20 protein-coding genes and 2 tRNA genes are annotated in these 20,989 nt (G+C 36.5%); 1 reads left to right on the forward strand and 21 read right to left on the reverse strand.

Features of this window, described 5'->3' with window-relative positions:
- Position 1: 1 nt before the first annotated feature.
- The 21 genes from M9C83_05760 to pyrF form a co-directional block, all read right to left on the reverse strand.
- The gene (locus M9C83_05760) at positions 2-796 is read right to left on the reverse strand and encodes an alpha/beta hydrolase (GenBank protein URQ66158.1); all 795 of its coding nucleotides are present in this window, start codon (positions 794-796) and stop codon (positions 2-4) included.
- A gap of 42 nt (positions 797-838) precedes the next feature.
- Complete coding sequence (locus tag M9C83_05765) at positions 839-1,072, reverse strand: hypothetical protein (protein ID URQ66159.1); 234 nt, start codon at positions 1,070-1,072, stop codon at positions 839-841.
- Positions 1,073-1,145: 73 nt separating this feature from the next.
- On the reverse strand, positions 1,146-1,358 hold the full coding sequence (locus tag M9C83_05770; GenBank protein ID URQ66160.1) for a hypothetical protein: 213 nt from the start codon (positions 1,356-1,358) through the stop codon (positions 1,146-1,148).
- Between the two features lie 118 nt (positions 1,359-1,476).
- Positions 1,477-3,561, reverse strand: coding sequence for a polyribonucleotide nucleotidyltransferase (pnp, locus tag M9C83_05775; protein URQ66161.1), 2,085 nt, complete (start codon positions 3,559-3,561; stop codon positions 1,477-1,479).
- Between the two features lie 66 nt (positions 3,562-3,627).
- A complete protein-coding gene (rpsO, locus tag M9C83_05780; protein URQ66162.1) occupies positions 3,628-3,897 on the reverse strand; it encodes a 30S ribosomal protein S15 in 270 nt (89 codons plus the stop codon).
- A 20-nt stretch (positions 3,898-3,917) separates the two neighbouring features.
- Complete coding sequence (gene truB / locus M9C83_05785) at positions 3,918-4,784, reverse strand: tRNA pseudouridine(55) synthase TruB (GenBank protein URQ66163.1); 867 nt, start codon at positions 4,782-4,784, stop codon at positions 3,918-3,920.
- 4 nt (positions 4,785-4,788) lie between these two features.
- A complete protein-coding gene (gene rbfA / locus M9C83_05790; GenBank protein URQ66164.1) occupies positions 4,789-5,100 on the reverse strand; it encodes a 30S ribosome-binding factor RbfA in 312 nt (103 codons plus the stop codon).
- Positions 5,100-7,454 carry a translation initiation factor IF-2 gene (infB, locus tag M9C83_05795; GenBank protein ID URQ66165.1) on the reverse strand — a complete coding sequence of 785 codons (2,355 nt, stop codon included), beginning with the start codon at positions 7,452-7,454 and terminating at the stop codon, positions 5,100-5,102. The genes rbfA and infB overlap by 1 nt, the downstream gene beginning before the upstream one ends.
- 4 nt (positions 7,455-7,458) lie before the next feature.
- Positions 7,459-8,919, reverse strand: a complete 1,461-nt coding sequence (gene nusA / locus M9C83_05800; GenBank protein URQ66166.1) for a transcription termination factor NusA — start codon at positions 8,917-8,919, stop codon at positions 7,459-7,461.
- Positions 8,920-8,930: 11 nt separating this feature from the next.
- Positions 8,931-9,371, reverse strand: a complete 441-nt coding sequence (locus M9C83_05805) for a ribosome maturation factor RimP (GenBank protein ID URQ66167.1) — start codon at positions 9,369-9,371, stop codon at positions 8,931-8,933.
- A gap of 36 nt (positions 9,372-9,407) precedes the next feature.
- Positions 9,408-9,484: transfer RNA gene (locus M9C83_05810), tRNA-Met, on the reverse strand.
- A gap of 51 nt (positions 9,485-9,535) precedes the next feature.
- Positions 9,536-9,621 (reverse strand) — tRNA-Leu (locus M9C83_05815).
- A gap of 8 nt (positions 9,622-9,629) precedes the next feature.
- Positions 9,630-9,929 carry a preprotein translocase subunit SecG gene (gene secG, locus M9C83_05820; GenBank protein URQ66168.1) on the reverse strand — a complete coding sequence of 100 codons (300 nt, stop codon included), beginning with the start codon at positions 9,927-9,929 and terminating at the stop codon, positions 9,630-9,632.
- The gene (tpiA, locus tag M9C83_05825) at positions 9,929-10,687 is read right to left on the reverse strand and encodes a triose-phosphate isomerase (protein ID URQ66169.1); all 759 of its coding nucleotides are present in this window, start codon (positions 10,685-10,687) and stop codon (positions 9,929-9,931) included. Before tpiA ends, secG begins: the two co-directional genes overlap by 1 nt.
- Positions 10,684-12,048 (reverse strand): phosphoglucosamine mutase, encoded by a 1,365-nt coding sequence (gene glmM / locus M9C83_05830; protein ID URQ66170.1) that lies wholly within the window; start codon positions 12,046-12,048, stop codon positions 10,684-10,686. Before glmM ends, tpiA begins: the two co-directional genes overlap by 4 nt.
- 42 nt (positions 12,049-12,090) lie before the next feature.
- Positions 12,091-13,992 carry an ATP-dependent zinc metalloprotease FtsH gene (ftsH, locus tag M9C83_05835; protein ID URQ66171.1) on the reverse strand — a complete coding sequence of 634 codons (1,902 nt, stop codon included), beginning with the start codon at positions 13,990-13,992 and terminating at the stop codon, positions 12,091-12,093.
- Positions 13,989-14,588 (reverse strand): RlmE family RNA methyltransferase, encoded by a 600-nt coding sequence (locus tag M9C83_05840; GenBank protein ID URQ66172.1) that lies wholly within the window; start codon positions 14,586-14,588, stop codon positions 13,989-13,991. Before M9C83_05840 ends, ftsH begins: the two co-directional genes overlap by 4 nt.
- Before the next feature lie 7 nt (positions 14,589-14,595).
- Positions 14,596-15,057 (reverse strand): transcription elongation factor GreA, encoded by a 462-nt coding sequence (gene greA, locus M9C83_05845; protein ID URQ67403.1) that lies wholly within the window; start codon positions 15,055-15,057, stop codon positions 14,596-14,598.
- A gap of 8 nt (positions 15,058-15,065) precedes the next feature.
- A complete protein-coding gene (carB, locus tag M9C83_05850; GenBank protein URQ66173.1) occupies positions 15,066-18,278 on the reverse strand; it encodes a carbamoyl-phosphate synthase large subunit in 3,213 nt (1,070 codons plus the stop codon).
- Positions 18,271-19,386, reverse strand: coding sequence for a glutamine-hydrolyzing carbamoyl-phosphate synthase small subunit (gene carA, locus M9C83_05855; GenBank protein URQ66174.1), 1,116 nt, complete (start codon positions 19,384-19,386; stop codon positions 18,271-18,273). The genes carB and carA overlap by 8 nt, the downstream gene beginning before the upstream one ends.
- Complete coding sequence (pyrF, locus tag M9C83_05860; GenBank protein ID URQ66175.1) at positions 19,383-20,066, reverse strand: orotidine-5'-phosphate decarboxylase; 684 nt, start codon at positions 20,064-20,066, stop codon at positions 19,383-19,385. The genes carA and pyrF overlap by 4 nt, the downstream gene beginning before the upstream one ends.
- 190 nt (positions 20,067-20,256) lie before the next feature.
- Here pyrF and map point away from each other — a divergent pair, with 190 nt between their 5' ends.
- A complete protein-coding gene (gene map, locus M9C83_05865) occupies positions 20,257-20,985 on the forward strand; it encodes a type I methionyl aminopeptidase (protein URQ67404.1) in 729 nt (242 codons plus the stop codon).
- Positions 20,986-20,989 lie beyond the last annotated feature (4 nt).

A 20,989-nucleotide genomic window follows, 5' to 3' on the forward strand; every position in this document is an offset into this window, starting at 1 on the left:
CTTAAAGATACTTCTTAAAGAATAAATTCTGTAGATCTGCAACAGATCTTCCATATCCCTTCTGAGAATCAAAGGCATGCTCTTCTTGCGAAAATATATGGAGTTCAGTTGGTATATTTAGATCAGTTAACTTTGTATATAAATCTGTTGAATCAGACAGTTTTACAACCGAATCACTCGAACCGTGAATCAGCATAGTAGGAGGAAAATTATTATTTATTTGTAAAATAGGGCTAGCCTTATCGAAGTCATCTTGTGAGGCATCATTGCCCATTAAAGCTTTGTAAGCATCAAATATGGTATCGGTATTCTCATATTTTCTTATTTGTGCTGGAGGATATATGGCGCATACAGCTTTTACTTCTGAAGTAACATGATTATTTCCGCCTTCACCTTCAAAACTTGGATCTATATCTGATAAAGCTGCCATTAAGGAAAGATGGCCACCTGCAGAATTTCCTGTAATACCAATTCTATTTGGATCAATTTTTAATTTATCTGAATTTGCCCTCATATAACGAATTGCACAATTCACATCTTGTATCTGTGCAGGCCAAATCTTTTCTTGTGATAATCTATAAGAAGCTGAGAGACAGGTAAAACCTTCTCTGGCAAGTAATATTCCATAACCACGTAATTGATTTTTGTCTCCTTCTCTCCAGCCTCCTCCATGGATAATTACTACGCCAGAACCATTAGCTTCATCTTCAGGCGGACAAAATAAATCGCCAGTGAGATCCCTCGAACCTGTTGAGCCAATTTTTATATTATCTTCTATGTTTACTAATTTTTGCATTGAAAAAAAGGCATCCTAGGATGCCTTTTTAAAAATCCTTTTTTAATTTGATCTAGAGTTCCAAATACTCAATATAATGATTATTGCGATTATGAGACCCAACCCTTCTGATCCGAGAGTTTCCATGATAATTCGAGTATTATCAAGTACTCCTCCAAAGAAAGGTATATTACTACCAAACAACATTGATACTAATATGGCTACTGCCACAATTAGGCCTAGAAATTTTGTTATGTCCCACAAAACTCTAGATATTCTATTTATTATGTCTGTCATTTTTAATCTGCTCCTTAGCTATAAAAAAGAAAGGGGCTCTCAGAACCCCCTTCTATTTTTAGCATATTAATAACTATCTAAGCAATTCCATAACAATTAACAGAACTATAATACCCACAAGACCTGAGTCTCCAAGCATTGCAACTGCTCCTAGAAGATTTTCAAGTACATTAGGTACGAAAGCTACATCAGTGCCAATAACAACTCCAAGCACAACACCAAGAGCAATCAAAGCTACACCTATGCCCGTTAAGTCGCTTACTATGCGTTTTGCATTTTCCATCATAATATCTCACCCATTTTTTGTTAAACAAAAGCCCAGATAATACTGGACCATCAAATTTAACAGGATGAAAAGTATTAAAACAATTGATGGGTTAGCATAGAATTTGAAAATTTACAAATTAATCGTCTAGCCCTTTCATAGTTAATCTTATTTTGCCTTGCTTATCTACTTCTAGAACTTTAACCTTCACTTCTTCACCTTCGACGAAATAATCTGAAACGTTCTCTACCCTTTCTTCTGAGATTTCTGACACATGAACTAATCCATCTCTTCCCGGCATGATTGTTACAAAAGCACCAAAATCTTTGATATTGGCTACAGTCCCTGTATAAATCTTATTTACTTCTGGTTCAGCAGTAATTTCCTCAATTCTTTTTTGAGCAGACTCTCTGGATTGAGGAGTATCTCCATAAATAGTTACTTTACCGTTGTCCTCTACCTCAATAATTGCACCAGTTTCTTCTGTAAGTCCTCTAATTGTTTCACCACCTTTACCTATAACGTCACGTATCTTTTTAGTATTGATCTGAATGACTACAGCTTGAGGGGCTTTTTCAGATAGCTGTTCCCTAGAAGAAGAAATTACTTCATTCATGCTTGACAGTATATGATTCCTCGCAGTGTGTGCTTTCTCTAAAGCAACTTCGAATATTTCTTCAGTAATTCCGTCTATTTTAATATCCATTTGAAGAGCGGTTATTCCTTCTGAAGTTCCTGCAACTTTAAAGTCCATATCACCAAGATGATCTTCATCGCCTAAGATATCAGTAATGACTGCGAATCCTTCTTCTTCTTTAACCAATCCCATAGCTATACCAGCCACTGCTGCTTTGAGAGGGATACCTGCATCCATAAGAGCAAGGCTTGAGCCACAAACACTCGCCATTGAGCTGGAGCCATTAGACTCTGTTATTTCAGATACTACTCTTATTGTGTAAGGAAAGTCATCAGGTGACGGTAAAACAGCCTCTAAAGCTCTCCTTGCAAGTTTGCCATGCCCTATCTCTCTTCTTTTTGGACCGGACATAAATCCTGCTTCTCCTACCGAATAAGGTGGAAAGTTGTAATGAAGCATAAATTGGTCTTTATACTCACCTTCTAAAGCATCTATTAGTTGAGCTTGTCTAGGAGAACCGAGAGTGGAGGTAACAATTGCTTGAGTTTCGCCTCGGGTAAATAATGCAGAACCATGAGTATTCTTTAAGACACCAGTTTCAATAAACAAAGGTCTAACAGTATCTAAATCTCTTCCATCAATCCTCGGGGCACCTTCGATGAGCCTCGTTCTGACAATGTTTTTGCCTACTTTCTTAAATGCATCAAGTAGATCATTTTGTGAAAATGACCCTTCATCTTCTGACACGTTCTCTTCAAGAATCTTTTCTCTTATTTCTGATAGAGCCTGGACCCTTTCTTGTTTGATTTGCAAAGCATAAGCAGCAGAAATTTGATCACTATAATTATTTTTCACTAACTCAACAACTTCTGGGCTTAAGACTTTTGGTTCATATTGAAATTCAGGTTTACCAATATCAGATACCATCTCTTTTATAGCTTCAATGGCTACTTGCATTTCTTGGTGAGCGAATAAAATCCCCCCCAACATTTGATCTTCTGAGAGTTCTTTGGCTTCTGATTCAACCATGATAACAGCTGCATCACTTCCAGCAATAACCATATCTAGATGAGATTCTTCTAATTCGCTCCTTGTTGGGTTGATGCAGTAGTTGCCATCAATAAACCCAACCCTTATGGCTCCAAGGGGGCCATTGAATGGCAGTCCCGAAATCGCCACAGCTGCGGAGGCAGCTAGAAAGGAAAGAATATCGGGATCGACATTTTTGTCGGAGGAGATAACTGTACAAATTACCTGAACTTCATAGAGGAAATCGTCATTGAATAAAGGCCTTAGAGGTCTATCAATTAATCTAGAAGTAAGTGTCTCCTTTTCAGTAGGCCTACCTTCTCTCTTGAAAAAACCTCCAGGTATTTTACCTGTTGCATAAGTCTTCTCTTGATAATTAACTGTCAGAGGAAAGAAGTCTTGATGTTCGCCTGGAGCTTTTCCTACGACAACTGTAGCTAAAACTTGCGTATCCTCACATGTAGCAATTACTGCTCCAGTAGCTTGCCTAGCAACTTTACCAGATTCTAGGATGATTTCTTTGTCACCCAATATGAAAGATTTTTTGTAACTTTCCATTTTATTTTCCAATTTTACAGAGCCCTATTGCCCAGTAATTATATGATTAATGATATTAAGAATTGATTATCTTCTTAAACCCAAATCCGAAATTAACTTTGTGTAAGTATCTGGTTTGGATATTTTTATGTAATCAAGTAGTTTTCTACGTTGATTCACCATTCTAATTAATCCTGTTCTGGAATGGTGGTCCTTAGCATTAGCTTTGAAATGAGTTTGAAGAGCATCAATATTTGCTGACAACAACGCTACTTGGACCTCAGGTGATCCTGTATCTTTATCTGTTCTTGCGAACTTAGTTACTATTTCTTTCTTTTCTGTATTACTTAGTGCCAATTTTTTTCCTCTAATTGAAATTAATTCGTAGATATAAGTCTTTTAGGTTGAAGTTTATTATCACTGACCTCCCCAATACCTAAGAAAATTTCTTTTTCAGTATATATTCTTACTAATCCTTTATTTTTTACGAGCGCATTATAGTCTATTGATAGGCCATTTCTAACTTTTTTTACATCTTCTTTTTTTATCTTTACTTTAACCAAATCACTCAACATGGCATCGCAAGGCAAAACTTTATCAATTAGTGATTGGTACGAATCTTCAAAACTACAAGATTTATGATTTAAATGCATTTTTCCAACTTCTAATCGTCTTAGAGATATTACCGTAGCGAAAGAGTTCAAATTCCTACCTAACTTTTCGATAAGGCTCCTTATATATGTACCTTTAGAGCAGGTTACTCTCAAAATTGCTGTATTAATAGATTTTTCAATCAATTCAATTTTTTGTATATCTACCCTTCTAGGAATTCTGTAGAGATAAACTCCCTTCCTTGCCCAATAATATAATGGATTGCCATTTATCTTTATTGCAGAGTACATAGGAGGTGTCTGATTTTGAATTCCTTCTAGGTCAGTTAAAAATTGAGAAAAGTCTTCTTTAAAACCTATAAAATTGCTTTTTGAAACAATATTTCCGGTAAAATCTCCTGTATCTGTTTCAATTCCAAACTTTATTCCTACTTCATAAACTTTATCCTGTTCTGAAGCAAAATTACTAAACTTAGTAGCTTCTCCAATACATATCGGAAGTAGGCCTGTTGCTAATGGATCAAGTGTTCCGCAATGTCCTATTCTCTTGATTCCTAGTTTTGAACGAAGTTTATAAACACATTGAGCAGAAGTTAAACCTTCAGGCTTATCTAAAATTAAAAATCCATTCATGAAGCTAAATAAACTCTTCGATCTTGAAGAAAATCTCGGGAATTCTTCTCAAGTTTAAATTTTGACTGAGCTTTTTTCTGATAAAACCTTTGGCTTTTTCCAGTCCTTTCTTTAATTCTTCTAGATCGATTTCATTAAAGCTATTAGTTTGCGAAATGAATATATCAGCTTTCTTCATATCAGGTGTTAACATGACATTCAATACGGTTATTCCTTGAACGCGGGGGTCTTTTACCTCTAAGGATAAAACTTGAGAAATTTCAACTTTTATTAGGTCAGCAATCCTGTCAGAACGCTTAAAGTCTTGTGAAGGCATTAATCAAGTGTTCTTTTTACTTCAATCCTATCAAAGACTTCTATCTTATCTCCAACTTTCACATCTCTGTAGTTAGCTACACCAATGCCACATTCAGTTCCCATAGGAACTTCATTTGCATCATCTTTAAACCTCTTTAAAGAATCTAGCTCCCCTTCAAATATAACTATATTATCTCGAAGTACTCTTATTGGTTTATTTCTTTTAATAGTACCTTCAATAACAATTGAACCAGCAATCAGTCCAAATTTAGGAGATTTAAAAATATCTTTTACTTCTGCTGTGCCAAGTATCTCTTCTTTTACTTCTGGTGCTAAATGGCCTTCAACAGAGGTTTTGATACCATCTATCAGATCATAAATGATGCTGTAATAAAGAATTTCGATCGATTCTTTTTCTGATAAAGATTTGGCAGCATTATCTGCTCTTACATTAAAGCCCATCACAAATGCTCCGGTGGTCATAGCTAGGTTAACGTCATTTGCATTGATGGACCCTACTGACTCATGAACAATATTTATTTTAACTTCTTCATTTTCAATATTCTTTATGGAACCTATGATTGCCTCTAAGGAACCATGAGTATCTGCTTTCAAAACAATATTCAAAATAGTGTGATTTCCTAACTCAGATTCAAAAAGCATCTCAAGATTTGAGATTTGGTTACGGGCTAATCTTTCTTCTCTGGCTTTTTCTGCTCTTTCATTAGAAATTTCTTTAGCCATTTTCTCACTCGAAACAACAACAAACTCCTCTCCTGCCTTAGGCGGTACATCAAGACCAGTTATCGAAGCAGGAACTGATGGTCCAGCCTCTTTTAAAGTTGAGCCATTTTCATCTACTAAGCTTCTAACTCTTTTCGTCTGTTCACCAACAAGAATCATATCTCCTTTTTTAAGGGTTCCCTTTTGCACAAGTATCGTTGCAACAGCTCCCTTACCAACTTCTGTAGTTGAGTCTAAAACCACACCAAATGCTGGGCCTTTATGATGTGCCTTTAGCTCCAATACTTCAGCTTCTAATGTGACTGCTTCAAGTAATTCTTTTATACCATCACCTTTGAGAGCCGAAATAGGTAAAAATTGAGTTTGACCTCCCCAATCCTCCGGAATGAGTTCTTTATTAGAAAGTTCTGTTTTTACTTTTTCAATGTCAGCTTCTTCTCTATCCATTTTATTTACCGCGACTACAATCGGTACGCCAGCAGCTTTAGCATGGCTAATTGCCTCTTCTGTTTGTGGCTGCAGTCCGTCATCTGCAGCAACGACTAAAATGACTATATCAGTAGAATTTGCTCCTCTTGCTCGCACTTCTGAAAATGCAGCATGACCAGGAGTATCGATAAATGCAATTGTTCCTTGATCTGTATTAGCTTGATAAGCTCCTATTTTTTGGGTTATGCCTCCATCCTCTCCAGCTGCAACATTAGCCTTTCTTATAAAATCTAATAAAGTCGTCTTTCCGTGATCAACATGGCCCAGAACAGATACTACTGGGTTTCTAGGTTCTTCTTCTCCATCATAGGTAACCAGTTCCATTAGCTGATCTTCAACTTCAACTTTTACAGCCGGCTCTCCCTTATGACCTAATTCTTCTGTAACTAATATCGCAGTGTCTTGATCTAAAGGTTGATTTAAAGTTGCCATAACCCCCATAGACATCAATTTTTTTACTACTTCAGCCCCTTTTACAGAAAGACTTTGAGCAAGTTCACTTACTGTAATTGTTTCGGGAATTTGAATATTTTTTGCAACTAATTCAGCAGGTTTTTCAAACTCTTGTTTTTCAACATTAGAGAGGAAATTTTCTCCTTCTAACTCTCTTTGCTCCTTTTTAGATAGTTCTGCTCTCGCAGGTTTGAGTGTTCTTTTTTCAATTTGAACAACTTTCTTAGGTCCAGATTTCGTTACAGGAGATTCACCGCTCTTAGCTTTTCGCCTGGTAACAAGAGTCTTTTGTTCAATTTCTTTCTTTCTTAACTCTTCTTCCGCCTTTTTATTAGCCTCTCCAGCTTGTCTCTTTTTCTCTATTTCATCGAAATTAATTGTTGAGGAAGTTCTTCTAGCTTCCGAAGTCTGTATTTCAGAACTCTCTCTTGTAATAGATTTTCTGGTAATTGAAACTGTTCCTGATGAGGCAGGTTCAGTCTTAGTTGCACTTTTATTCAGTGAAATAGTCTTAGAGGATTTATTTTGCTGTTCTTTTAGAAACTCTAATAATGTTTTTTTATCTTTATCTGTAACTTCATCTTTAACATCAGTATGAGAAAGACCAGCTTCTTTCATCTGAGACAGGAGAGTTTCCCCTTCGGAACCAATTATTTTTGCTAATTTTTCTACCGTTACTGCTGACATTTTTTTAATCCTCAAACCAATGGGCTCTTGCTCGCATAATTAAATCTCCAGCATCCTCTTCAGAGATATCTATTATGCTTGTAAGCTCTTCGATTGATTGCTCAGCAAGTTCCTCCCTGTCATTAATCCCTTTTTGAGTCAGTTCCAAAGCAAGTGTCATTTCCATCCCTTCAACTGACATAAGATCTCCCGACTCTCCATCATCTGTAGAAACTTCCATAGCCATTGTAATTAAGACTTCTTTTGCTCTATTTACTAAAAGACTACTAATATCATCATCAAAGCCATCAATTTTTGAAAGTTCCTCTATTTTTGAAGAAGAAATAGATTCTAAGGTGTTATATCCATTTGATATAAGCGTATTTGCTAAATCTTCATCTACATCTAATTTATCTATTAATATGTTTGAAATACTCTCAGATTTCTCCTGATTTTGTTGATCAGCTACTTCCTGATCAATAACATTTAATTTCCAACCAGTAATTTGACTGCTAAGACGAACATTTTGTCCACTTTTTCCTATGGCCTGAGCCAAGGTATCTTGAGTAACCGCAACATCCATAGAGCCTTTAGTTTCATCGAGAACTATAGAAGTTATTTCAACAGGACCCATTGAGTTAATAAGCAGTTGAGCTGGATCATCATCCCAAATTACAATATCAAGTCTTTCATTACCTAATTCATTTGATACAGCTTGGACTCTAGATCCTCTCATTCCTACACAAGCTCCAACAGGGTCAATTCTATTATCGTTAGTTTTAACTGCAATTTTGGTTCTTGAGCCGGGATCACGAGCTATGGCCTTGATCTCTATGACTTGTTCAGAAATTTCAGGAACCTCTAGCTTAAATAGTTCCCCAACCATTTCTGGACATTTTCTACTGAGAGCTAGTTGAGGTCCTCTATTTTCTCTTTCTTCCTCTTGAAGGACAGCCCTGAGTCTATCGCCAATCCTAAACACCTCTCCCGGTATTAACTCATTTCTAGACAAGATTGCTTCTGCTCCTTCACCTAAGTCTATAATCAAGAACTCTCTAGTCACTTTTTTTACAGTGCCATTAACCAATTCACCTAAGACATTACGATATTTTTCAACAACCTGTGCTCTTTCAGCTTCTCTAACTTTCTGAACTATTACTTGTTTAGCGGCCTGCGCAGCGATTCGACCAAATTCCACATTTTCTACCTTCTCTCTTATAAATGAACCTAGTTCGCTATTTTGATCATCATGAATAACCTGGATGCCTTGATCTTCAATATCTTCTTCGGAAACAACCTCCCATAAACGAAAAGTTTCATAGTCCCCAGTTTTTGGATCAATTATCACTTCTATATTTGAGTTTTCAGAGTACCTTTTTTTTGTAGCAGTTGCTAAAGCTTGCTCTATGGCCTCGAATATAGCATCTTGAGGTAGACCTTTTTCCCCTGAAACTGCTTCTGCTACTAATAAAATCTCTTTTTGCATAATATTGCCTCTTAGGTTATAAGATTTGCTTGAATAATAGAAGAAAAAGCAATTTGCAATGGGCCTTCTTTCATTTCAAGCTTTATACTTGTTTTGTCTACTTCCTCTAAACGTCCTTGAATTGTTTTTTTGTTTTGACTATCAAAAAAAGTGACCTTCAAAGGTTCATTTAGATAATCTTTGTATTGCTCGTTATAAAAAAACTTCCTATCCAATCCTGGAGAAGAAACTTCTAACATATAGTGCTTGGAAAAGTCATTCTCTGTATCAAGCACTTTACTTACATGCTTGCTAACCTTTTCACAATCTTCAACAGATATACCTCCGTTTTTATCTATATAAATTCTTAAAGTTTGATTGGATCTTCTTCCAAATAGCTCAAGACCCCAGACTTTACAGCCTAGTCTCTCGATATCCTCTTCCAACACTTTTTTTATATAATCTATGTCCATTTTTTACCTACAAAAAAAGCCCATAAAGGGCTTATTTGGTAGCGGGGGCAGGATTTGAACCTACGACCTTCGGGTTATGAGCCCGACGAGCTACCAGACTGCTCCACCCCGCAACAAAGGGATCGCAGTATAGTTAGATGCAGCGAAAGAATCAAGAAAGATATTGGTGCCGAAGAGAGGATTCGAACCTCCACGAGCAATGCTCACTACCCCCTCAAGGTAGCGTGTCTACCAGTTCCACCACTTCGGCAAGTTGCTTTAATTATCCTCTGGAAGTATTCCTGTTTCATCAATTTCTACTTCTATAATTGGTGATTCTTCAATCATAGAGCTCCGAGAGATGTAGGTAATAGATAAACTAAGAATTAGAAAAATCGCTGCAATTATAGCTGTTACTTTGGTAAGAGGATTTGACGAAGAGCTTGATCCAAACATAGTATTAGAGGAACCTGCTCCGAAAGCACTTCCAATATCAGATCCCTTACCTTGTTGTAAGAGTATTATTAATATAAGAGAGATAGAAATAAGTATGTAAAAGAATATAAGTAAATTTTCCATTAGCCTAGATTATATATTTTATAAAAAGTTTCTGGATTTAAGGAAGCTCCTCCAATCAAAAGACCATCAACACCATTTGAAGAAATTATTTCTTCACAATTATCCAAGTTTACACTACCGCCGTAAAGAACTGCAGGATAAATATCTAGATGACTCCACCCAAGTTCATCATTTATATATTTTTTTATAAATTGATGCGTTTCTTCAATATAGTCTTTCTCTGCATTAAGTCCTGATCCAATGGCCCATATCGGTTCATAAGCAACTGTAATGGACCTAAGTTTATCTTCATGGGAAGACTGTAGTTGGCCCAATACATCCAATTGCTCACTCAAAAATAAATGAGTTTCATTTTTATTTTTAGTATCAATATCTTCCCCAATGCAATAAATTACAGACAGCTCATCATCTAAAGCTTCTTCTATTTTCTTAGTTATCACATTTTTGCTTTCCTTTAAAAAATTTCTTTGTTCAGAGTGGCCAACAAGGACATATTTAATACCTAAATCTTTGAGCATTCTTGAACTTATTCCACCCGTTAAAGACTCATCCTCAAAGCTATGATTTACAATTTGTGATCCAATTTCTATGGAGGAGCCATTTTCATGAATTAATCTTCTTGCATATTCTAGATAGCAAGTTGGAGGGCAAAAAATACAAGGATTTATGTTTTTTATATTGACGTTATTAGAGACTGCCTCAATCCAAGTTGCCACCGATCGCCGCGTACCGTTCATTTTCCAATTTGCAATGATCATATTGTTTGAGCTAAATCTGCCAAAGCATTACAGAAATCGTGCGCTGCACCAGATTTATCAGACTCTACCATGATCCTTATCAATGGCTCTGTTCCAGAAGGTCTTATAAGCACTCTTCCATTCTGACCAAGTTGTCTTTCTATACGTGTAACTTCTGACCAAAATTTATCACTGACTATTATTTTATTAGGGTTATTTACCTTTAGATTAATTAGGGTTTGAGGAAACTTTTTAAATCCTTCCAAGGATTTTTTTACAGAAAAGTTATTATCTTTAATGGCATTTAATAGGTTCAATGCAGCAATAATGGCATCGCCAGTTGGAGCAGAATCTAAACAGATTATATGACCAGAAGGCTCTCCACCCAGAACCCAAGATTCCTCCAACAATCTCTGTAAAACGTATTTATCACCGACATCTGCACGTAAAAAAGGTATATCATTTTGATTAAAAAATATTTCCAAAGCCTTATTTGTCATCAAAGTGCCAACAACTCCAGAATCAGCTGGAAGGTTATTAGATAAAATATACAAAATATCATCTCCATCAAGAATATCTCCTTCAGAGTTGACTATTAAAATCCTATCTCCATCTCCATCAAAGGCAATTCCTAGATCATAAGTGCCCTTTATTATTTCTTCCTTTAAGAAATCAGGATTAGTAGAGCCGCAATTTTGATTGATATTAATTCCATCAGGAGATGAACCGATTGTTTCAACTTTTGCTCCTAGTTCTGAAAAAACTTTCGGCGCAACTGAATAAGTTGCTCCATTGGCACAATCTAAAAGAATTGATAATCCATTTAAATCTAAGTCAGTGAAGGATGATTTACAGAATTCTATATAACGCCCCTGTGCATCATTCATCCTAGTGGCTTTGCCAAGATTAATTGATTCGACTGCAACCATTTCTTGGGTAAGTTTAGTTTCAATCCTTTTTTCTAATTCGGCTGAAAATTTCTGACCATCTTTATTAAAAAACTTAATACCATTATCTTCAAAAAGATTATGTGAAGCACTAATAACTAAGCCTACTTGATTATTAGAGTTTGCTAAGTAAGAAACGCCTGGAGTAGGCAAAGGACCTAATAATGTCACATCCATTCCTGCAGAGATGAAACCTGCCTGTAAGGCTGATTCATACATATAGCCAGAGATTCTTGTATCTTTGCCTATAAGAACTTTGGACATACCCTCTTCTATAAGAATAGACCCTGCAGCCCATCCAAGTTTGGTAACAAATAGAGGGTTCATGGTGGAGGTTACCGGTCCACGAATGCCGTCAGTACCGAATTTTCTATCCTTACTTAAAGTAGAAAGGACTGACAATTCATTGTTTCTTATAGACGCTAATTTACCCATTGAGAGCAGATTTTAGTCTATAGATATTATTTCACCAAAATATTAATTTTGTTCGGCTGTATCACCTACGGTATTGCCATCTTCAGGATTAACTGGAGTGGAATCTTCATTTGATTTTGGTGCTCTAGGTTTTCCTCCCGCCATGATATCGTCAATCTGATTAACATCTAAAGTTTCATAATCCATTAATGCCTTGGACATGTTATGAAGAGCGTCGATATTCTCAGTGAGAATATCTTTTGCAATCTGGTAACACTCAGATAAGATTTCTTTAACCTCATTATCAATTTCATGAGCAGTGTCATCAGATATACCTTGTTTTGATGCGCCAGCAGACCTACCTAAAAAAGGCTCATCAGTTTCATCACCGTATTTTATAGGTCCAAGTTTTTCAGAAAGTCCCCACTTCGTAACCATGTTATGAGCCATTTCTGTTGCTCTTTCAATATCATTTGATGCCCCAGTAGTCACACCTTTTTTTCCATAAATTAGTTCTTCGGCTATTCTTCCACCATAAAGGCCACAGATTCTATCGAGAATACTTTGATGGCTATAGCTATACTTGTCTTCTTCGGGTAAAAACATGGTAACTCCTAAGGCCCTACCTCTTGGAATAATTGTTACTTTATATACTGGATCATGCTCTTCCAGTAATCTACCGACAATTGCGTGACCTGATTCATGATATGCAGTTTTGAGCTTTTCATCATCAGACATGACCATTGACCTTCTTTCACTTCCCATCATAACTTTATCTTTGGCAAATTCTAGCTGTTCCATGCCTACGAGCTTTTTAGCTGTTCTAGCGGCAACTAAAGCAGCTTCATTAACCAAGTTTGCTAGGTCAGCACCGGAGAATCCTGGAGTTCCTCTTGCTATCAGGGAAGCATCGACGTCCTTTGCTATGGGTACTTTTTTCATATGAACTTTTAAAATCTGTTCTCTACCTCTGATATCTGGAAGAGGAACTACAACTTGTCTATCGAATCTTCCTGGTCTCAGAAGTGCAGGATCGAGAACATCTGGTCTGTTAGTTGCAGCAATTATAATTATCGCTTGGTTATCTTCAAAGCCATCCATTTCTACTAAAAGTTGATTGAGTGTTTGCTCTCTTTCGTCGTGACCTCCACCCATTCCAGCCCCTCTATGTCTTCCTACAGCGTCTATTTCGTCAATAAAGACAATACAAGGAGCTTGTTTTTTGGCTTGATCAAACATATCTCTTACTCTTGACGCACCAACTCCCACAAACATTTCTACAAAGTCTGAACCAGATATACTAAAGAAGGGAACACCAGCTTCACCAGCAATCGCCTTAGCTAAGAGAGTTTTACCAGTTCCCGGTGAGCCAGTCATCAGAATTCCAGTTGGGATTTTTCCTCCTAATTTTTGAAATTTTGTCGGATCCTTCAGGAAGTCCACAACCTCTTGTACTTCTTCTTTAGCTTCTTCAACACCTGCTACGTCAGCGAAAGAAGTTTTAACTTTACCTCCTTCAAGCATTTTTGCTTTACTCTTGCCAAAGCTCATTGGACCAGACTTTCCACCTAAACCACCTTGCATCTGCCTCATGAAAAATATGAAGACGGCCAATATAATAAGAATCGGGAAACTAGCAATAAGCAGTTGTTTAAATATGGATTGCTCTTCTGGTCTTTCACCCGTCACAGCAACTCTATGATCGCTCAGTATTTCACTCAAATCATCTTGTAAGAAAGGCGGCCTGACTGTCTCGAAAGATTCACCATTTACAGTCTTGCCTTTGAGAGTGTAATTATCTGATGAAAACTCAACGCTCAGCACTTGATCACTTTCTACCTGTGATATGAATTCAGAATAAGATAATTCTTGATTAGATTGCTCTGTACTAAAATTGTTAAATACAGAAAAAACAGTGATGGCTATAAAAAGCCACATTAATAAATTTTTAAGAAGTTCGCTCATGATTTTTTTAATTCCTTTCCAATTATATAAATTTCCCTAGAGTTTGGTCTAGACGCTTTAGGTTTAGAAATTTTTACTTTATTGAATCTTTTTTTGAGGGCATCCCTAGTATAATCCAAACTTTCTCCTTGGAATACCTTTATTAATACTGAACCTTTAATTTTTAAAAAGTTATCAATTACTGATAGGGTGCTGTTTACTAAACCTACCATCAAAGCATTATCTCTTTCTCTAATACCACTTATATTGGGGGCCATGTCCGATAAAACAAGATCAAATGGAACAAATTCAGAAATTTCTTCAAAGTCACTTTCATGAATTTCTTCAATCGACTTGTGAATGAAGAAGCAGTTTTGTAATTTCATTTCTTGTATATCAATTGCCACTACTTTCCCTGTCGGACCCACAAACTCGTAAGCTACTTGCGACCAACTACCAGGGTATGAACCGAGATCAAAAACTGACTGGCCTTTTCTTATACTAAAATCAGTTGTAAGTATCTCTTTTAACTTGTAAGAGGCTCTTGATCTGTAGCCTTCTTTTTTAGATTTTTTTGAAAAAAAATCTCCATCTCGATAATTTGATTTAATTGACACCACTGAATCAAAGATATTCTACTTTCTCAATCTCATATTCAGTAAGTCCGCCTGGAGTTTCTAATTTGATTAGATCTCCTTCGAACTTTCCAATTAATTTTTTTGCCAAGGGTGAAGCAAACGAAATTTTACCGGCACTAGCATCTGCTTCGTCCTCTCCGACAATTTTATAAGTAAGTGATTTTTCTAAATTGGAGTTATAAACTTTTACTGTAGTTCCGAATATTACTTTATCCGAAGATTCGATGGTTGTGACATCAATTACTTGGGCACTGGAGAGTTTTGATTCAATATCGCGAATTCTGGCTTCAGCTAAACTCTGTTCTTCCTTTGCAGCATGATATTCTGCATTTTCTTTTAAATCGCCGAATTCTCTAGCCGAGGCTATAGCATCAATTATTCTAGGCCTATCTTCCGATTTAAGTTTTTTCAGCTCTTCTCGTAAAAGAACTTCTCCTTCTTTTGTAATTGGATTCATTATGAGATTTTATCATGAAGGTCTTGAAGTCTCTCAACCGACCATAGGTCTTTATTGCGTATTACTGAGCAAACTGCCCGTCCACCTTCTAATGTCGTGGTGCAATAAATCTTTTCTTCTAAGGCAGTTCTTCTGATTGAGGCGGAATCAAGAATAGATTGTTTCCCTTCTGTGGTATTGACGATAAGGTCAACTTGTCCATTTTTCATCGCATCTACAACATGAGGTCTTCCTTCGGCTACTTTTTTAATAATGTCAACCTGTATTCCTGCTTCATTTATGTGTTTTGCAGTACCTTTAGTAGCAATAATATTAAATCCTAAATCAAAAAACTCCTTTGCAAGTTCTGCAACGAAAGGTCTATCTGAATCCCTCACGCTTAAAAAAACAGATCCCTCTCTAGGAATGATCTCACCCGCACCTAACTGTGCCTTAGCATAGGCTTCAGAAAAACTAGAACCCACTCCCATTACTTCTCCGGTCGATTTCATTTCAGGTCCTAAAATTGGGTCAACGCCTAAAAACTTATTGAAAGGAAAAACTGCCTCTTTAACAGAAAAATATTCTGGAACTATTTCCGTATTAAAATTTTGATCCTTGAGGCTAATACCGGCCATGCATAATGCTCCGGCTTTGGCCAATGATCTTCCTATGCATTTCGAGACAAAGGGAATTGTTCTTGAAGCTCTGGGATTTACTTCAAGTAAATATAACTTTTCATTGTAGTAAGCTAGTTGAACGTTTATAAGTCCTATAGCTCCAATCTCAATGGCTATCTTTTTAACCATCTGAGTAATTTCATCGATTAACTCTTCAGATAGACTGTATGGAGGTAGAGAGCAGGCAGAATCACCAGAATGTATCCCTGCCTGTTCAATATGCTGGAGAATTCCCCCAATAATGACGGTTTCACCGTCACATACGGCTTCAATATCCATCTCTACAGCTTGATTGAGAAATCCATCTAGAAGTACAGGACTTTTTGCACTTGCCTGAACTGCTTCAACAAGATAATTTTCTAGATCTGTTTTTTTATAGACCACCTCCATAGCTCTTCCACCAAGAACATAAGAGGGTCTTACGACAAGTGGGAAACCAACTTGTTCAGAAACTTCCATCGCTTCCTCAACACTAGAAGCAATTCCATTTGGAGGTTGTTTCAAGTTATGTTTATTTACAAATTCTTGGAATCTCCCTCTATCTTCAGCCAGATCAATTGAATCAGGAGATGTACCCAAAATTGGAACACCGTTCTTTTCAAGCTCTTCCGCTATCTTCAAAGGCGTTTGTCCCCCATATTGAACAATAACACCCTGGGGTTTTTCGATATCCGTAATGGCAAGAACATCTTCGACTGTTATTGGCTCAAAATATAATCTATCTGATGTATCAAAATCAGTTGAAACTGTTTCAGGGTTACAATTGACCATTATTGTTTCGTATCCTTCTTCTCTCAAGCCAAGAGCAGCATGTACGCAACAGTAATCAAACTCTATACCTTGCCCTATCCTATTAGGACCTCCTCCCAAGACCATAATTTTTTTATTTTGAGTCACATTAGCTTCACATTCTTCCTCATATGTTGAGTACATATAGGCAGTTGAAGATTCAAACTCAGCAGCACATGTATCAACTCTTTTAAATACAGGATTTAGATTTAATGATTTTCTAAGTTGCCTAACTTGGTCTTCTGAACTTCCAATTAATTCACCGATTCTTGAATCAGAGAAACCTTTTCTCTTTAAACCGTATAATTGCTCATAGTCTAAATCTTTTAAGGAAACATTCTCAAGACTAACTTCTATATCTACGAGGTCTTTAATTTGAACCAAAAACCAGGGATCAATCTTAGAATATTCAAATACCTCGTCGGGTGTTAAACCATTCCTAAATCCATCTGCTACAAACCAAAGTCTATCGGGGCTAGGTATGCTTATTTTTTGCTTAAGAGTCTCAAATTCATCATCCTCATTAAAAATTGGATCAAGACCGCTGCGTCCGGTCTCTAGACCTCTGATAGCTTTTTGGAGCGACTCTTGAAATGTCCTACCAATAGCCATTACTTCTCCTACAGATTTCATTTGTGTTGATAAGACTGGATCTGTTTGGATAAACTTTTCAAAGTTAAATCTGGGAATCTTGGTCACAACATAGTCTATAGAAGGTTCAAAAGACGCCGGTATAACACCACCAGTAATATCATTACTCAATTCATCTAATGTATAGCCAACAGCTAGTTTTGCAGCAACCTTAGCTATCGGGAAGCCAGTTGCTTTTGAGGCTAAAGCTGAAGATCTGGAAACTCTTGGGTTCATCTCAATAATTAACATCTCACCATCTTCTGGATTGATGGTGAATTGGACATTTGAACCTCCAGTTTCGACTCCTATTTCCCTGAGAATATCAATGGAAGCATTTCTCATAATTTGATATTCCTTATCAGTAAGAGTTTGAGAGGGGGCGACGGTTATTGAGTCTCCTGTATGAACTCCCATAGGATCAAGATTTTCTATGCTACAAACGATTATGCAATTGTCATTCTTATCTCTGACAACTTCCATTTCATATTCTTTCCAACCACCAAGAAATTTATCAATAAATATTTCAGAAGTTGGGGAAAGTTCTAATCCTCGTTTACAAATTTCATCAAATTCTTCTATGTTGTAAGCAATTCCTCCACCAGAACCACCCATAGTGAAGTTTGGTCTTAATACACAAGGAAAACCAATTCTTTCCAAAAGAATGTGAGCCTCTTCATTATTATGTGCCAAACCAGATTCGGGAACTTTTAAGCCAATCTTTTCCATACACGCTGCAAATAATTCTCTATCCTCAGCCTTATCAATTGCTTCTTTAGTTGCTCCTATCATTTCAACACTATGTTTTTTTAATATACCCCTGCTATCTAGATCTAGAGCAGCATTTAACGCAGTTTGACCTCCCATAGTTGGTAATAATGCATCTGGTTTTTCTTTTTCAATTATTTTTTCAATAGTCTCCCAATGAATTGGTTCGATATATGTGGCATCTGACATGCTTGGATCTGTCATAATTGTTGCAGGATTTGAGTTGATTAAAATAACTCTATAACCATCTTCTTTTAATGCTTTGCAAGCTTGTGCTCCGGAATAATCAAATTCACATGCCTGGCCAATTACGATAGGACCGGCTCCTATAATTAAAATTGAGTTTATGTCCTTTCTTCTAGGCATTTATACTCATATTTTTATCAAATGTTGAGAATAGATAAGCCAAATCATGAGGTCCAGGGCTGGCTTCAGGATGCCCTTGAAAACTAAAAAAGGGTTTAGAAGAATGTTGAATTCCTTGAATAGTTCCATCAAATAAGGATTTATGAGTTATCTCAACATCTGCAGGTAAGGAATTTTCTTCGACTGTGAAGCCATGATTCTGAGAGCTTACTGAAACTTTTCTTGTTTTGAGGTCTTGGACAGGATGATTTGCTCCATGATGACCAAATTTCATTTTTGATGTCTTACCACCCAATGCTATTGCTAGTAATTGATGACCTAGACAAATACCAAATACTGGCATACTGATTTGTATTAATTCTTTAATTGTCTCGATGGCATAGATGCATGGTTCAGGATCGCCAGGTCCGTTGGACAAAAACACACCATTTGGTTTGAAATCTAAAATTTCTTGGTACGAAGTTTTTGCGGGGAAAATTTTTAATTCATACCCATGGTCAGCTAATATTCTTAATATATTTTTTTTAATTCCGAAATCTAAAACTGCAACTCTAAAATCAGATTCACCATGATTTCCTCTCCATGTTCCTTCTTTCCAATCATAACTAGATTCTGTTGTAACTTCTTTTGCGAGATCTAATCCAGCTAAACCTTCAAAATCTTTCGCAAAATCTATTGCGTTGTTTGAATCAACTGAGTTACCAGTAAATATTGATGCTGACTGAGCACCTTTTTCTCTTATTATTCTTGTCAATTTTCTTGTGTCTATATCTGATATTCCTTGAATATTATTTCTAATTAGATAATTTGATAATGTTTCAGCATTACGCCAACTACTTTCGGCCTGAGAAAGCGACCTTATAACTAATCCAGAACACCAAATTTTATCTGATTCAGTATCCTCACTATTTGTTCCTGTATTTCCAATATGTGGATAAGTTAAGGTTACTATTTGCTTGGCATATGAAGGGTCTGTAAGAATTTCTTGATAACCTGTCATTGAAGTGTTGAAAACAATTTCACCATTTACCCGTCCTGAAGCGCCAATACTTATGCCTTCGAAGATTGTTCCGTCTGCCAAAGCAAGTATTGCCTTTTCTTTACTCATGCAATTTTTAAATTGATTTCTTCTAAAGTGGCTCTGGGATTTTGGGAACCAGTAATGGGTCTTCCTATAACAAGAAAATCAGAACCATTTTTAACTGCTTCTTCGGGTGTTGATACTCTGCTTTGATCATCTAAATCAGATCGGAATGGTCTTATTCCAGGAGTTACTGTTAAAAAATCTTCACCGAATTCTTCTTTAATGTCTTTTGTATCTGAAGAGGCGCACACAACACCATCTAACTCACATTCTTTAGCTAATGTCGCTAATCTTAAAACTTGCTCTGAAACTCCCTTTAAGCCAACTTCTTTGAGAGCATCTTCAGATAGACTTGTTAAGACAGTAACACCGATTAAGAAGGGAGGTTGATCATAGCCTTCTAAGGCCCTTCTTGAGGCTTCCAGCATTTTAATGCCACCAGAAGCATGAACATTTACCATCCATACTCCAAGATCAGCAGCGGATCTTACTGCTTCGTAGACAGTATTTGGAATATCGTGAAACTTTAAGTCTAAAAATATTTCAAATCCCAGTCCTTTCAGATCAGTAATTACTTGAGGACCTGATGAAGTGAATAATTGGTTACCTACCTTTAACCTGCAGATTTTTGGATCAAGAGTTTTGGCAATATTTAAAGCATTAATATGATCAAGATCTAGAGGAATAATGATTCTATTTTTCATACTTTAATCAGGAGAACTGATAAAATTTGACAAAAAAAAACGAACCAGAAAGGTATCTGAAGTTCGCATTTTTTATTTTTAAGGCCTAATGGCATTAAAACCACACTATAATAAATGTATGTTTCCCTGTCTATCAAAACCTTAGAAAATTAAAGAAAAAGTGATTAATAATTTAGAAGAACTCAATGGAATGAGAAAGGCAGGCAGTCTTGCGGCTGAAGTATTGGAGATGATTGGAGAATTTATCAAACCAGGAATCTCAACTGGAGAATTGGATAAAATTTGTTACGACTATATTGTAGACGTTCAAAAGGCTATTCCTGCAAATATAGGATATAGGGGTTTTGAGAAAACATTATGTACGAGTATCAATCAAGTTATATGTCATGGCATACCAGATGATTCTCGAATTCTTAAAAGTGGAGACATTATGAATATTGATGTCACAGTGATCAAAGATGGATGGCATGGGGATACTTCAAAAATGTATCTTGTTGGAAAAGTCCAAGCTCACAACGAAAGACTTGTAAAAATTACACAAGAATGTCTCTATAAAGCTATAGAAGTTGTAAAACCCGGGGCAAGCCTAGGAGATATCGGTCATGCAATACAAACTCATGCGGAAAAAAATTACTACACTGTAGTTGAGGAATATTGTGGTCATGGAATTGGTAAAATCTATCATGACGAACCCCAGATACTTCATTATGGGGAAGCCAATACAGGACAAGAAATTATTGAGGGCATGTGTTTTACAATTGAACCTATGATCAATTTAGGCTCGAAACATACCAAACTATTAGAAGATGGATGGACAGTAGAAACTAAGGATGGCAAGAATTCAGCACAGTGGGAGCACACTATTTATGTAAATAAAGATGGCGCAGAAATTCTTACGCAAAGATCTGAAGAAAAATAAAACG

This window comes from SAR86 cluster bacterium (assembly GCA_023703575.1).
In the GTDB taxonomy this organism is placed as follows: Bacteria; Pseudomonadota; Gammaproteobacteria; order Magnimaribacterales; family Magnimaribacteraceae; genus Magnimaribacter.